This window comes from Serratia sp. YWN4 (genome assembly GCF_055790845.1).
Genome location: NZ_CM147696.1, coordinates 1355481 through 1371365, shown reverse-complemented (window position 1 = coordinate 1371365; position 15885 = coordinate 1355481). Strand labels below are relative to the sequence as shown.

The following is a 15885-nucleotide window of genomic DNA, read 5'->3' as shown; positions in this document are numbered from 1 at the left end:
CATCCACTCCGCATTGTGCGGTAACCACTTTGCCTGACTAGTTCTCTCCGTCCTGTTTCTCCCTGGTGCCGAGAATCACCTCCAACTGACGTAAACCGTCCGGGGCCAGATCGCTGACGATTTGCAGAAAATTCAGATTGATCAGCTTTTGTAGCCGTTCGATCATCAGCGGTGCCGGATGGCTGGGTTCATAGAGTTCGAAGTAGCCTTTCACCTTCTCCAGCAGATGCAGGGCGTCCGCGCGGGATTGCACCTGGCCGTAACCGAACTCGCCCAACGGCAGCGGCAACGGATCGCCAGGCAGGCTTAACGCCTCCGGCGTCAGGATCAGCGCGGGATCGGCCTCGTGGCTGCCGTGGTTTTCAGGCTGCTGAATCGCCTGAGCGACGCTATCGAAGGTTTTTTGCAGCAGCGTCATCTCCGGTAACGCGCTCTCGCCAAGATGAAGCTGAATGGCATGGCGCAATTTGGGCAACGTGCGGGTAATGGCCTGCACGGTCTGGATGTTGGCCTGCTGTGGATTGCTCAGTTCACTGCGCAGGAAGCTCAGCCCATTGGGGAAGTTGGGGAGTTCCTGCTTGCTGCCGTCCAGCAGCGCCACGGCGTCGCGCACCGCAAGCTCGCTGCCGCCGTTTTTAATCAGGGTTGTCGCCCGCACCGCATGAGTCAGTTGGGTGTTATCCCCCAGTTCGGCCAGCGCATTGATGCGAAACATCGGATCGCGCACGCCGTCGCTCTCCAGCAGCGGATGGAGCTGATGCCAATAACGTTCGATCGCCAGATAGATCAGCTGTAAGCCGTCCGCATAGCCCTGCAACCCGCGCAGCTGCGTCCAGGCCAGCGTGAGGAAAAACATCACCCGCAGATCTTTGGTGCGGCGCAGCAGGCCGGTGGCCAAGCGCTCCACCGCGCCCCAATCGGGCGCTTCTGCCGGGATAATGGTGTCGCCAAACTGCTGTTCCGGCTTGCCTGCGGCGGTCTGCGCCATGCGCATAAAATCGGCGTCATACTCCAGGTTTTCACCGCAACTGACTTCCGGCGTAACCGGGGTCAGTAAGTGTTCAATCGTCATGACTTCTCTCCCTAGTCAAACATGGGCCCGTAAAGCCCCTGGCGCGCATGCTTTACGTCGCCGGTAGGCTCAAACAGATGGTGAAAAAGCTGCACCGTGAGATTGCCGCTGTGGATATAGGTATCAAACGGCTTGCCACCGCCCGGTGCGCTCCACCAGAAACTGCCGTATTGGTGCGGATCAAAGTGCGAAACCGCCATTGGCCAACCCAACGTCACTTCAGCATCATCTTGCTGCTCCAGCACCGTTGGTAGCGGCGGCAGCGCCTGCAAAGCCCGGTCAATACGCTCAACGGAGTGGCACTGATGAACCCCGCGCTGCAAAATCTGCCCGATGCAGTAATAGCGCTCCGCCGCCAGCAGCAGATGTTCGTTCCGCCAGTTCTCAGGGGATACCAGCCACATGGCGAACAGCGGGTAGTGACGCCCGACGCGATCCTGCGACGGCAGCAGATACCCCAACTGCGCGAACGGCGTGCCCAAGGTGGCGGGCAGCACAAAGTTCCACATCGGCGCGCCAAGCAGCGAATAACGGCCATCGCGCGGGGCGGAAAGCTGCCGGGCCGCCAGCCCTGACTGGCACCAGTGCGCCCACTGATTAATCAGCGTGGCGGGCAGGCGACGTTGCACAAAGTCGCCACAGCTGGGGATCTTGCCGTACCAGCCGATGCCGTTGTCCTGTAGTGGTGCATAGGTTGCCTGTTGCGTCATGATTCGCCTCCTAAGGACAATTGAAGGCGGTGGGCTGGAAGGGATTGCGTATGCTGTCGGGCGTCAGCTCCAACACCACCCGATGCCCTTCCAGGTTAAAGGTCGCCGTCTGGGTCAACGACGCCGCGCTGGATTTCAACGCTGCCTTGTCGATCAGCCGGTTCAGTGCCCAATCTCCGGTGGTCACCAGGGTGGCCATTTGCCCGTTGACCAGCGCCAGTTGCAGGCTGACCTGATTGGTGTTGCCGGTGCCGGGCCAACTGACCACCAGCGGAACCAGCGGGCCATGGCTGTAATGGAAAATTTGCCCGTCGATATCCAGCGTCATGCTGAGAATGTCGGAATCCATGCTGACGGGTTTGATCGTCAGGTGGTAAGAGGGTTTCTGATTCTGCCCGCTGAACCAGGTATCGCGGATGTCGCGAGCCTGCTGGAAGGAGCGCAGCATGTTGCCGCCGCCGGACAGCGTTTTGCCGTCGACCCCTGGGTTGAAGCGCCATCCGCCGCGCGAGGTGTCCACTTTGCCTTCGAGATTCTGGCGGAAGAAGCTGTCCATAATGCCGCTGTTCGGGGCGAACATGCGCGAGAAGTCACTGCTGGCGATCTCCTGCTGAGCGCTGCGCACTAACGGGTAGCGCCCGCTGATGGCCTGCTTGCAAAAGCTGCCGACCTCAAACCCGACGCGCTTTTGCAGCCCTTCCAGCTCTTTCATCTGCGAATCGCTGCTGGCACCGACTGCCAGTGAAAGCATCATGTCTTTAAACGGCTGCGGCAAACGGCCCGATTCGGCCTGCAACGCCAGAATCACTTCTCCCGGTGGCGGTGCCATGCCGCTGTTGGCCGCGCTTTGCACCGCGATCAGGTAGTTATAGAGGCCATCGGCCTGTTTGAGCACCGTATCGAACGGGATGCTTTTCGCCGCTTCATCGCTGCTCTGCGCCAGTTCGATAATCGGCGCAAAATGCTTGATCACCACCTGCTCCGGCAGGGAAGAGATATCACCAACGTCTTCAGACGATGTGCTGTAAAACAGCGTGTCGAGGAAATGGCCCGGGCCCGCGCTGCTTTTCTCGCCGCTGCTCAACTTCAGGCCGCTATCTTTACGCTCCTGCTCGTCGGTGAGCTTGATGTTTTTCACCGTGTTGATCAGAAAGTTACGTAACGGCGAATCCCCGGCAGAGAGCAAGCGCGCGGTGTTGATGCGCTGGCTCAGGTTGGCAATGTTCTTCAGCTCGATATCGCCCAGCAGCGTATCCCAGGCGCTGATGAAATCCTGCATATACAGCAAACGCACGGTTTTCAGCAGATCGGCGCGGCTCTCTTTGGCCAACGCGCTTTCGTTGACGTTCATCACCCAGCCGTCTTCGGTCAGCAGCGTCTGCGCCACGTTATCGATGCGTTTATTAAACGCCAGCCAGTAGCCTTTTGGGGTGTACAGCCCCGGAATGCCTTCGGCCGCAGGCTTGCCGCTTTTACGCCGGAAAGCCAGCTCCGCCTGTGCGCCAGCCAGATCGGTCAGCGAAACGGTTTTCAGCGAAGGTTCCTTCAGCAGAATGCGCTTCAACCGCCCATAGATACGCACCGATAACGGTGCCTGGCTCAAGCGCTGCTGCGCAGACTGCTCCAACAGGTTATCGCGCACATACGGGGAGGACTGAATGCGCTCATCCAGCAACTGTTTCAGGTGCCCATCAAGCACTTCCCACGACGCTTTGCTGGTGCCCGGCCCGGAGACCCGATGCAGGTTGAACATCACCCAGGCGCGCAGGAATTTGCCATCGTAATGTTCCGGTTCGTACAGCATCCGGTAGGCTTTCAGCGCTTCGAAGCTGAAATCGGCGTCGGCCCCCATATCGTTGCGCAAGATGGCGGTCACCTGCCAGGCGACAAAAGGCAACAGCATGTTTTTCAGCGCTTTTTGATACAACGCCTGGCTGGCGGTTTCGACCTGAGCGCCGCGATACAGCCCCAAGCGGTAGCTGAGCGGCGGATCTTCCAGTGAAAAACTTTCGCTGCCGCCTAACTGCTGCAAGCCGTTGAGATAAGGCAGCAGAGTGAAAACATCCTGATAGTTATACAGTTCCATTTCACTGCCCTGCTTTTCCAGCACCGGGATGTGAGTGGTCACTTCTTTCAGGTAGTCGTGGTTGTTGATATAGCTGGAGTACCAGAACAGCCCCGCCGTGGCGAAGATCGCCCCGAGCAGCAGGTAGCCAACCCAGTGCAGCGTGGTGTTGCGGTAGATCCACCAGCGGTTGTTGCTGGCCAGTTCCGACTCGCGGAACACCACTTCTTCCAGAAATTTTTTCAGGAAGTAGCTTTTGCCCTGGGTCTGTTTTTCTTCTTCCGCCTCACCGCTGCGGCCGGTTTCCTCAACAGAGCGCGGGGTCAGATTCAGGTGCAGCGAACCGTTCATTTCCGACATCATCTTGTCGAACGGCATCCGGTCTTGCGTACCACTGGTGAAATACACCCCGCGTGGCGTGAAGGAGGCTTCAAAGCTGGAGGTGGCAAACAGGGTGTTGAGGTAATCCCCCAATACCTGGCGCAGCCGGGCAAAGGCCTGCGGGAACAGGTAGCTTTCCGCACGCGTTTGCTGATCCTGCTCCGTCAGCATGGTGTCGGCCAGCCCGAAATTCAGGCGCTGCAGCAGCAGGGTAAAGTGATGCTCAAACGCCGCCATCAGCTCGAAACCGGCTTTTTGCGTGTCGCTGCGGGCAAAGGTGAAACCCCAGATCTGGCTGCGCTGCTCTTTGTCGTACTGGCCGAAGTAGGCGAGGAAGCCCCGCAGCAGGTCAACTTTGCTGACCATGATGTAGATCGGGAAGTCGATTTTTAACGACTCGCGCAGCTCCACCAAACGCTTATGCTGCGCCTGAGCCTGTTCCTGACGTTCCTCGGGGGTGCCATTCATCAAGTCGCTCAGGCTGACGGTGACGATCACGCCGTTGATCGGCTGCCGTGGGCGGTATTTCTTCAGCAGGCCGAGGAAGCTGCCCCACTCCTGCGCGTCGTGCGTCGGGTCGCTTTCCTGCGTGGTATAACGCCCGGCGGTGTCCAGCAGCACCGCATTTTCGGTAAACCACCAGTCACAATGGCGGGTGCCACCGATGCCGCGCAGCGCCGTTTTGCCGAAGCGATCCGCCAGCGGGAAGTTAATGCCGGAATTGACCAACGCGGTGGTTTTCCCGGCACCGGGCGCGCCGATCAACACATACCACGGCAGTTGATAGAGATATTGCCGCCCAAAACGGCTCAGCCAACCGGGCATAAAGCGCGACTGCTGGCCGTTGAAACGCGCCTTTTTCAGCAGGCGGGTGGCCTCTTCAAAGCGCTCCACCAGCTTAGGATCGTCGCGCTCCATGTCTTTAGCCGCGTTTTCCGCTGGCGTTTCTGACATCTGCGTCAGCATTTTGCGGTTACGCCTTGCGCGCCAGGCGGCGGCGATCAGCCGGAACAGCAGCCAGACGCCACAAATGATGGCGATCGCGATCTGCCGGTTAACCGTCGACTCCAAGGGGCGATAGTCACCTACGGCAACGTAAGGGCCGATGAACCAGATGATCATCGAAATGGAACCTACGCCCACCATACCCCATAAGAAACGACTGGTAATAATGGCAATGATTGAATTCAGCATCTGACCCCCATCTAGAGCGACATCGTCGGATTTTGGACGGCACCCGGCGCCAGTTGCAGCGTGATCTCAACCCGGCGGTTGAGTGCCTTATTGGCTTTGCTGCTGTTAGGCACCACCGGATCCTGCTCGCCTTTCCCCTCGATCATCAGCCGGTCTGGCTGTGCCAGAGACTTCTTCAGCAGAGCACTGACGGAATCCGCACGCGCCAGCGAGAGATCGTAGTTGGAAGCAAAGCGTGCTTTGCGAATGACATCGCTGTCGGTATATCCCGTGACCATGACTTTCCCGTCGATCTTGTTAAGCGCTTCTGCCACCCGGCTAAGGATCGGCCGATAGGCAGCACGTACCGAGGTGGAGGCTGAATCGAACAGGCCATCGCCGCGCAACACCACGATACTTTTCTGGTCTTCATCATGTACGCTCAGCAGACCTCCATCGATCTCCTGTTGCAGGAAGCCTTTGAGGCTGGCAATGGCTGGCGTCGATGGAGCCGGTATTTCCGCCGAGAGCACCGGCGGCAGTTCGAGCTGATAAATAGAGGCCACCACTGGCGTGGTGGCTTCGCCAAGCCGCCAGTCCAGCGAGATAAACCACAGGCAGGACATCAGCCCCAGAAATGCCGCGCAGGCCCACACTGGCAGCATCGGCCGCCAGTTTTTTTTGCCCACCGGCAGATCGGTAGGATGTTGGGATAGCGGCACGGGATACTCGCCGCGTACCGAATGGATAATCTGTGCCAGACGCTGTCTTAGCGTTTCTAACTGCGAGTAGCCGTTCTCGATAATGTGATAACGGCCCTCAAAGCCAAGCAGCAGGCAGTAGTTTAACAGCTCCAGCAGCAGGATGTTTTTCTGCGGCTGTTTAGACAGCCGCGCCAGCAGTTGGAAGAATTTCTCCCCGCCTCCGGTTTCGTTATGGAAGGTGACCAGCAGCCCGCTGGTGGACCACACGGTGCTTTTGCCCCAGGGGGTAAACATGGCGGCTTCGTCCAGTGCAGTACACAGACAATAACGGGCGCCGATCAGCACGTCGTACGGCAACCCCGCCTGCTGGCCCTGAACTTCGAACCGGCGGATATCATCAATCAGCGTCTGGCGTAGCTTCGCCGGATCGGGGCGGCTGGCCAGACCCCGGATAAACGGGACCCGGTTAAGTAACGGGTTTGCCAGCGTCACCAACAGATTGTTTGAAGCCTGCACATTCACCAGAGGCGCGGCAAGATCATCGCCAGCTGCTTTAGCGTGAGTATTTTGCATGGAACATTCCTGTTTCCTGAACCTTATGCCGACGGATTACGAATCGCCCAAAATTCCATATTCAGGCCAGGGAAATCCCCGGCGAGATGCAACGCAAAGGCGCTGGATTTACTCATCTGTTTCCAGAGTTCGCCGCTGTTTTCCAACTCGAAGTAGGTATATCCCGCGTGATAAGGCAGTTGGCGCGGGGCGGCAGGCATACTGCGCAAGCCAATCCCCGGCAGTTGCAACTGAACCAGATCGCGGATGTTGTTAACCGGTGCGACTTTCAGCTGAGCCGGGAAGTGGGTGCGAATGGTATCCATCGGCACGTCGGCATTGACGGCGATCACGAAGCCAAATTCGTTTGTCATGTTGGCATAAGGAATGGTGGCGATATTCAGGCCGTGTGAGCGCTCGATCAGCGGTAGCTGAATGGCGTTCTCTTCGAAGACGATGGACAAACCTTGCCGCAGCCAGTTCATCAGCGCGTTAAAGCTGAACGCCAGCGCGTCGTGGTCATACACCGGCAATGCCTCACCCGCGATGCGCGCCGGGGAGAAGGTCATCAATTCACAGGCCAGCGCCAGCCACTCGGTGAATAGCCGCTCCGGGTGGTACTGATTGCAGTGGCGCGCATGATGCGTGATACCCACGTAGCGGTTGATCAGCTGCAACATCATGAAATCCGAGGTTTCCGACACGCCGCCCCGTCCGCTTTGGCCAAGACGCTGCCCCAACTGCTGGCTGCGCTGCTGCAACAGGCCGAGCACGTCGCTGATAAAGGTGTTCAGCAAGGGGTTTTCCTGGCAGGCCAGCATCGGCGGAATGTAGCCCGCGTCGATCTTCAGGCTGTTATCCGCACTTTTCTCCAACACCCGCAGCACGCCAATGGCGCACCAATCGGCCGTCAGTTCACTCTCCGGGATCAGATGCAAGCGCAACTGGCCAAACTGCAATTCTGCACTGCCCACCGAAATGGTATTCATGTCTTCCACTTCGCTTTCATAAGCCACATAGCGGGCCAGTGAGTCGGGCGAGTCGCTAAACGCCACCTCACGGCTGCTAGCGCGATGCACCGGCAGGGCCAGCATCACGTTAATAATGCTTTTGCCGTCCGCTATTTTGACCGGCGGCGGCGCTTCCTCGGCACCGTAAAAAGAGAAGAAGCTGCCATCGGGCATAATCCCGCTGGCGGAATTAAGCGCGATATTCCCCAAGCGCATGGCGCTCTCATCAACATCCAGCGAGATAAAACCCCAGTAATGCTCTTGCTGTGCCATGCCCCATGAACGGATATAGTGTTCAAGGTAGTTTTCAGATTGCTGAAAATGGTGCGGACGCAAAAACATCCCTTCCGTCCAGACGACTTTATGTACTCGTTTCATTACCGAGGTCCTTGGAAATAAAAAGCGCTTGGTACACTTATGCCGGTCAATTAAGACTAACCAATCCCCTCTCCTTGGGGAGAGGGGGCGCAACTTTCAATATTGTGCGCAGGGTTATGCACTTTCTGCTTAACTGACCGGCATTACTTGATACACGCCGTATTTCAGCTTGAAATACGTTGGTTACCGTTTTTGGGCTTATTTTTCTTTATTGCTGTTTTCCGTCACGCGCAGCCCTTGCCCGTTGGCAACAACCTTGATTTCCTGTGGCGGAGGCTGACCGCGCCAGAATTTATAAAAAGACACTTTCTCCAGATCGGGGATCGGAATGATGATGCGCCAGGTTTTATTATTTAAATCCTGAAACTCCCCGGTAACGCCAACGTAATAACGCTCACTCTTTTTCTCGCCGGAAATTTTGACGGTTTCTCCGCCAGGCAATAAAAAGAACTGCTCGGTGCCCAGCAAGTTCTCACCTAACACGGCGGCCGCCTTATTATGTAAGGCGAAAAAGTCCGCACTCATAAAGCCGGTATCTGAGCGCAGGTAAAACACGCTGATTTTTAGCGGAGCCGGATTCTTCTGTTGGTTGATATTGGCTTCGCGGGTCGCGGAGAAGGTGATGCGATAAGACGCCACCACGGGTTCGGCCTTTTTGGTGCTCACGCTCATGCAGCCGCAGAGCAGCAGGCCAGTGATGATGACACCCAGCGCTCTCCTCCCGCGTTGAACCCAAAAACACGCTGCCTGTTTCATTGTTTCTCCCGTTCTCCGTCACGCCGCAAAATAGTTTCACGTTGCCGTCGGCAACCCGCCCAGTTGCTTTATAGCCCAAGTAACCAGATGGTCAATTGGCTGGGGAGAATACGCAGGCCGATAACGTTGGTGAGATTCTGTTGTGTCAGGCTGGTCAAGCGGGTTGCCGGAAATCCCGCCACCAAAAACGTCAGCACGCCGGTAATATGCCGGGACGGGCCCATGACGGTTCCCGAACACACGCCACCGAGCACGCCGGGCGAATCACCGCTGGTGAAGGGGATGATCGTCAACAGGTTGTGCGCGGGCATGGCACTAAACAGGATATGCAGCACGTTCGGAATGGCTGTACATCCCTGTGCAAAATTGGGATACGGGATCGGCACGACTGGCGGCGTGATACAAACATCGACGACGGCAAAATCTGTTCCAGCCAGTTGGCAATTTGCAGGCATCAGTAAGTTCCTTCTTGTTAGTCAATTATTGTGGGTTATCTAACCAACGTGAATCTGTTCTGAGTCTATTTTGGTGATGGTTTCCGAAGTAATCATCGTGCTGCGCGCATGAAGCCGCGCGTAATCTTCGGCCTGATAATCCAGTTGCCCGACGCGAACATGCTCGGTCTTTCTGACCTGGCGGAAGATCACGTCGCTGAGCTGCGTCAGGGTATGCCAGACGGATTCGCAACGCTCCCCAACCCAGCGACTGAGGGTGACGCGCGCATTGAGTTCGTCGCCACAATATTCCAGGTTGCCGATGCGGCAATCGCCGTGGGCGGATTTCACCTGTAGCCGATGGCTCTCCAGCGCTAGTTGGCGTTCACTGTTCAGGGTGAGCGAACCGCCGCGCGTAGCAATATTCAGATCGCCATCAACGATGATTTGCGCTGCCTGCTGCGGTTTAGCCCGTTCCAGCACCGCCAGCAGCCAGAGTTTTTCGTCGTTGGAACGTGCGATCAACGCGGTATCACCCGCCTCCGGCGTCAACAGGCAACTGGCCGCCCGGCGGCAGTGCCAACCGCGCCCTTCGCTTTCGACGATCATGCTGCCATCGGATAAAATATCCGCTACCCGGCCGCTGAATTGCTGCGGTAAATAGACCGGCAGAGCGTGTGATGTGGTTACGGTGCTCATTAAACTCTCCTTTTTATCCGTGATCCGCATGGTCGAACTGCTCACTCCAACTTTCGGCAGCAAACAGTTCAGGGTCGTTGGCTAACACGCCGGTTTTATCTCCCCAGCGGGTTTCCTGCTGTACGGCCCGGTGAAATTGCGTCTGGTTAAAATGCGCTCCGCCAAAATCGGCATAGCTGACATCGGCATACGAAAAATTGGCATAGACCAGTTGGCTGTCGGTAAACAACGCCCCCTGCGCCCGGCTTTTGCTGAACTGCGCCTGCATAAGCTGACAACCCGCAAAGTTGGTTGCAGACAAGCAGGCGTTAATCCACGTCGACTGATTCATCTGGCTGGCGTGGCAATCAGCGTAAGACAGGTCGGCATCCACAAACTGGGCACCATCGGCCTGGACGCCGCTTAAGTTAGCCTTCTGCAACGATGTCCCATGAAACAGGCTGAGCTTGAGCACCGCCGAGGCAAAATTAGCGTTGTCGAGCTGATTACGGGTAAATATGCACTGAATTAATGACTGGCCGCTGTAGTCAAGCCCCTGCTGTTGGCACTCAAAAAAGTTAACCTGTTCGAAACACGCGCCGGTGGGGATGTACTGACGCAAATCCGTTTGATAAAACGTGGTTTTTTGTAGTTTGGCCCCGGTGAAATCGCTCTTTTCCATCGTCGATTCGGAAATGGCGCTCTTGTCGAACTGCGCCTGCCGAAACAGGCAGTGATCCAGGCGGCAACCGATAAACTGCATTTTCGCCGCCTGGATCTGGCTGAAATCCGCGTGTTGCAGATTGCACTCGCTGAAGATCAGGCCGGGCAGCGCAGCGCCGCTAAAATTGGCGTGGCGCAGGCAAGACTCACTGAAACGCGCATACTGCAACCGTGCCCGAGTAAAGATCGCCTCCGTTAGAATGCATTCAATGAACAGGCACTGTTCAAGATTGCAATCGGTAAAGTCGGCGTTGCTGAAATCCACCTGCCTGAAGATGCCACCGGCTAGATCGCCAGAAACCAGGCTGACGCCGCACAGCGTCGCCTCTTCAATCACTTCCCCCTGTTTGACCTTTTGCTGTAGCTGAACCGCATCCATTATTCAGCTCCTTGGCTACTGCGCAGCGGGTAGACCTTCATCTGTTTTACCCAGGCATCACGCATCAGGGTGGTGTCATCGATCTCTGCCTGTGAGATATCCGCACGGAACAGATTGGCAGCGGTAAGATCGCAGCCAATGAGCCGGGATTTCTGTAACCGGCTGCCGATCAGGCTGGCCTGTCTGAGATCGGCCCCTTCCAGATTGGTGCGGATAAACAGTGAATCGCTGACCTGCGCCCGGTGCAGGCTAACCTGCCGCAGCGTGGCTTCGGACAGATCGCAGCCCTCCAACGTAGCGAAGCTCAGATCGGCCCCGCTAAGCGGCATTTGGCGCAGGTTGCAGTGCATCAGCACCGCGTGGGTGAAACAGGCGCTTTCCAGCACGCTGCCCGCGACAAAGGCGCAATTCTCCAACTGGGCGCGGGTGAAATCGATGCCATCGGCCTGGCAATTCGTCAGTGAGCAACGCTTAAGCCGTGCATTTTCAAACACCGCCTGCTGCAACTGGCTGTCGATAAAAGTGCCTTTGTTGATCCGCACGGCGGAAAAGCGGGGATTCTCCAGCGTGATCCCGTTGAAAATAACGTTGTCCAGAGAAGCCGCGCTGAAGTCACAGTCGGTCAGCGAGGTCTGGGTGAACATCTGATCGGCTATCGTCGCCTGACCGAAGTTGCAGCGCTCAAACTGTGTGCCCTCGGTTTCGATATTGCTCAGGTCGGTGCCGGTAAAATCACAGTCGCTGCAAATCGCCAGCGCCAGCGTCACTTCGTGGAACAGGGTATGGCGCAGCGAAGTGTGGTTCAAGACGCTACGAGCCAGAATGGTCTGCATCAGCGTGGCGTGATCCAGCACGCTGTGGCTTAGATCCACGCTCTCCATCATGGCGCGGGTCAGGTTGGCACCGCTCAGGTCGAGATGGGAAAGATCGGCACCGGTCAGATCGCAACCGGTGAAGTTACGATCCTGCGCCATTTTATCGATCACCCAAGCTCTCAACTGCGCGGCTCGCTCACCGTTCAGCCGCGGAGCGGCATTCTGGTTTGACACACCAAGGCGATAAAGCTGATGCAACCCCTCTTCCTGGCCGGGATACAGGCGGCCCTGCTGCTGTTTCAACGCCGTGAGCATTTTATTAACGGATTCTGGCCCGGTCGGCCGCCGCGAATCATAACCATCCCGATCCGGCATACGCTGTTCCATCTGCTGCATGGCGTCGCCTTTCGCCTTCGTGGCCATTCCTTCCATTTGCGCCATAAATTCAGGCAACTGGGACAGCATGGGCCGTTTGATATCCGGCGTCTCTTTGGCTTCTGCGTACAGCGTGGTGTCCACCGCTTCCAGGCGCTTATCGGCATCCTGGTAGATGGCTTGCTTACGTGCTTCAAGGTTTTGCTGCAACGGATGCTCGATTTCCGGCTCAGGCGTGTTATCAATCCACGCCCCGAGGATCTCTTCCGGCAGCAGGTCATGATCCTGAAACGCGAAGGCGCTGCCTTTTTCCCGATCGCTGCGCTTGATCCACACGTCCCGATAATGGTCTAACGAACGTGGCCGATCAGCATGTTCCAGTGCGGGCATCAGCATATGGACGTTGTAACCATCGTCTTCCACCGCCTCAAGCGACAGTTCGCCGTGATACACCAGGATCATTTTTTCCAGATGCGGCAAGAACCACACTGTGGTATGACGCAGTTCAAGTTCAGAGAAAACCTCTTCCCCCTTTTCCGTATGATGGGCAAAGCAGCGCGCTTTCCACGGAGGGAGTTGCCCTTCCAGCAGGGCATGTTCAGGGTGCATATTCTCGATCCGATACGGCGTGCCGCGCGGCAGTTCCGCCAGATCCTGCCACTGCTGATCTTGAGGGGCGATGTTGAACAGCCGGAAGTCCGCATCATCGGCTAAGCCGATCGCCCCGCGCTGCACCCAGGCCTCATCGTAACGGCGGCCAATAAACGCCTGCCTAGCAGACCAGGTGATATCAATGGCATCGAACCCGGCAGGGGTGACCTGTTGTGTAGGTGATGTGATACGTTCGCCGGGCGATTCGATATTGGGCAACCGCTGGGGAGCGCCATTGGCCTCTGCGCCAATGCCTAGCGGGTTAGCCGCGATGTGTGGGCCGCCATAAGCGTGTGACCAATCAATGGGTAGAGAGATAAATGGACGTGGAGAAGTCGGCGTTGCGTCTTGCCATTGCCGATCGCCAGAAACAATTAATGATTTTTGCTTTTCACCCAGCGTAATACTGACGCGGCAAACGTTCTCGACCAAACAGGCGTGCGGATAAGCCTGACCGGTGGCCAGAAACTCGGCGTAATATTTGGGGTAGGCGGTATCCACCACGCCTCCCGTACTGGATAATTCGCTTTGTGCCAGTTGCCATAATTCTGGCTCCGGGCGTAGCATCGGTTGTGCCCCCATATCCACCAATGCCAAGACGGCAACGCCCAAATACGGCTTATGCGCTTTATAAAAGCAAGGGCGATTCATAATTCCAAGACGCAGCGGTTTGATAATTCTCATTTATAGTTCGCCTTCCAGATGGCAATCAGTAAAAAGCATGCGAAATATCACGCTTAACAGAAAAGTATTATCTTTTTTAATTACCCATTAGTTATTCAATGCCACAACATCATGGAGCATTGAAAACAGCGTATTTCCGGGGGGAATATCCCCCTTGATGCCGTTCTAATTAGAGATAAAGCACCAGGCCTTTGGCATTTAACTCCAACATACCAATATTAATTTGGGCTTTGAATATTTTCAGTACGGTATCATCGGCCAATATTTTAGCTTTGGTGACCCCCAGATAAGTGGGAATAACCTGCGCTTCAAACTGCGTGGAATCAATATGCATTCCGCGCACCCGGATATCGGCCCCTATGGCTTGTACCCTCATCCCGGCAGCGAAGACTTTTAACGACGTCGCTTCCAGATGCGTTTGTGCCACCGTCGTGGTCAAGTTGCTGGCATAGCTCTCTACGGCGTCACCGACGACCGATGCGGTTGAAAAACCTTGGATCATCGAGGTGGCATCCCCTTCAACCAGTAGATCCAAGTTGTTTTCCACCGAAATACTCATATCCCGTTCGGCGTGCAGGCTAAAGCTCTCCACGCCAGGCGCGTCATCCATATAAAGACTGTTGGCATTCGAGATGCTGCCCTCGGTGGTGCGGCTCATAATCCCCATTTTCGTGGCGTTGGCCGGTAAATCCCACGGCGGCATATTGTCCTCGTTATAGACGCGCCCGGTGATCATCGGCCTGTCAGGATCGCCGTTGATGAAATCGACCACCACTTCTTCGCCAATCCTCGGAACCTGCACGCCGCCATATTGCCACCCAGCCCAGTTGCTGGAAACCCTTACCCAGCATGAGCTGGTTTCATCGCCCTGACTGTAGCGATCCCAGCGAAACTTGAGTTTTACCCGGCCATAGTTGTCGGTCCAGATACTTTCCCCCGCCGGGCCAACCACTTCTGCGGTTTGCGGGCCATGGGTTTTTGGCCAGGCGGTCTTCCGCTTTGGCCGCCACTGGGTGCTGGCCGGTAGAACCTCAAAATCGATGTAATGTTCGGTATCATCTTCGTCATTACTGACGTAACTGTTTTCTTGGAAGAAATAGCGTGCCGCAATGGTCAGGTATTCGCGGGAGTCCTCCAGGCGTGGGGCGTTATCCAGCATAAACCGGTATCCCGGTGCCAGGCCAAGCGAAGAGGCGCGCCCGCTCATGTGTTCATGATTGGCTTCAAATTCCTGCTGCCGAACGCGGGTGTAAAACTGCGCATGGCTCTGATCGGTATAACACCCCGGCCAGTCGAAAATCTCGGCTTTTTCTTTCGCGTAGGACAGCGGATTACGGCGATTCTCTAACAGATTTGCCCGCGGCTTGCGGAAATCGTAATCATCCATGCTGTACAGGCTGGGGGTGATAATATCGGAAACGTTCCACTCATAAATCGTCGCGTCGTTTTGCGTTAATCCCCCTTCTGTCAGGCGATAAACGATATTGTCATAGCCCGCCAGAACGTTATGCCCCTGAGGCGCATCGGCCAGGATCATGGTGTGCCCGTCGGCCTGATGGGTGAAATAGAAATAGATCCCCTCATGCTCCATCAGGCGGCAGATAAAATCATAATCACTTTCCTGGTATTGCACTGAATAATCCCAAGAGCGGTAATCATAGCTCAGGCGATTTTCAACTTTGACTTTGTATTCGCTCAATATGCTGATGAGGATCTCTGGCACACTTTTACCCTGGAAAATCCGGCAGTCCTGATTTTGTGTCAGATACCAGAGCGTCGGGCGCAGCGTGGCGTGATAAAGATAGTATTTTTCGCCACTCTCTTCACGGCCAGCCAGCGACATGCCGGTAATATTACCGTTTAAATACCGTGGGTTACCAGGTAGATCATTAATTGTAATAGTAAAAGACTTACCGAGCAGTGACTTTAAATCAACGGTATTATTTGGACAGAGCAGTTCAACATCGAATTCATAAATTTCAGATAACCGTTCTTCGCCCGTTAACGTGCGAAAGAGAAGAGGTTCAGAGATATCTGTGATTTGTTGCGCGACGAAATAACGGTTTGGGTTTAGCGTAATCATTTTTATGCCCGCACATAGGAATGTAAATATTATTACATCCGCACCTCCCAAGGTGCAGATGCACATTCAAAATCAGAATACCAAGATACGTATTTACACCACGACTTTAACAACTCAAACATAATGACCCAACTATATCCATGTTTTAAAACGTAGTCAAACAAAATACCTCTTAATAGGTATTAAATTGGAGTTAAAGGATGTACTGAATATTTTTTAAGAAAAAACTCAGATTTATTAATTGTTTAAATATTGATTATTA

The 15885-nt window shown here is 55.6% G+C and carries 11 protein-coding genes; all 11 read right to left on the bottom strand.

The annotated features are described in order from the left end of the window. Positions 1-37: 37 nt before the first annotated feature. Positions 38-1072: a type VI secretion system protein TssA gene (gene tssA / locus ACX9GT_RS06365; protein ID WP_473190317.1), complete on the bottom strand. Its 1035-nt coding sequence runs from the start codon at positions 1070-1072 to the stop codon at positions 38-40. A gap of 11 nt (positions 1073-1083) precedes the next feature. Further along, positions 1084-1782, bottom strand: a complete 699-nt coding sequence (gene tagF, locus ACX9GT_RS06360) for a type VI secretion system-associated protein TagF (RefSeq protein WP_473190316.1) — start codon at positions 1780-1782, stop codon at positions 1084-1086. A 10-nt stretch (positions 1783-1792) separates the two neighbouring features. Beyond that, positions 1793-5422, bottom strand: a complete 3630-nt coding sequence (gene tssM / locus ACX9GT_RS06355) for a type VI secretion system membrane subunit TssM (RefSeq protein WP_473190315.1) — start codon at positions 5420-5422, stop codon at positions 1793-1795. An 11-nt stretch (positions 5423-5433) separates the two neighbouring features. Then, positions 5434-6678 (bottom strand): DotU family type VI secretion system protein, encoded by a 1245-nt coding sequence (locus ACX9GT_RS06350; protein ID WP_473190314.1) that lies wholly within the window; start codon positions 6676-6678, stop codon positions 5434-5436. A gap of 23 nt (positions 6679-6701) precedes the next feature. After that, positions 6702-8045 (bottom strand): type VI secretion system baseplate subunit TssK, encoded by a 1344-nt coding sequence (tssK, locus tag ACX9GT_RS06345; RefSeq protein WP_473190313.1) that lies wholly within the window; start codon positions 8043-8045, stop codon positions 6702-6704. Between the two features lie 198 nt (positions 8046-8243). After that, on the bottom strand, positions 8244-8801 hold the full coding sequence (tssJ, locus tag ACX9GT_RS06340) for a type VI secretion system lipoprotein TssJ (protein WP_473190312.1): 558 nt from the start codon (positions 8799-8801) through the stop codon (positions 8244-8246). 68 nt (positions 8802-8869) lie between these two features. Further along, positions 8870-9256, bottom strand: coding sequence for a DUF4150 domain-containing protein (locus tag ACX9GT_RS06335; RefSeq protein ID WP_473190311.1), 387 nt, complete (start codon positions 9254-9256; stop codon positions 8870-8872). A gap of 39 nt (positions 9257-9295) precedes the next feature. After that, entirely contained in the window at positions 9296-9934 is a 639-nt protein-coding gene (locus tag ACX9GT_RS06330) for a DUF3540 domain-containing protein (protein WP_473190310.1), read from the bottom strand. Positions 9935-9947: 13 nt separating this feature from the next. After that, on the bottom strand, positions 9948-11015 hold the full coding sequence (locus ACX9GT_RS06325; RefSeq protein ID WP_473190309.1) for a pentapeptide repeat-containing protein: 1068 nt from the start codon (positions 11013-11015) through the stop codon (positions 9948-9950). Beyond that, a complete protein-coding gene (locus tag ACX9GT_RS06320) occupies positions 11015-13540 on the bottom strand; it encodes a DUF2169 family type VI secretion system accessory protein (RefSeq protein WP_473190308.1) in 2526 nt (841 codons plus the stop codon). Before ACX9GT_RS06320 ends, ACX9GT_RS06325 begins: the two co-directional genes overlap by 1 nt. A gap of 169 nt (positions 13541-13709) precedes the next feature. Next, entirely contained in the window at positions 13710-15623 is a 1914-nt protein-coding gene (locus ACX9GT_RS06315; RefSeq protein ID WP_473190307.1) for a type VI secretion system Vgr family protein, read from the bottom strand. Positions 15624-15885 lie beyond the last annotated feature (262 nt).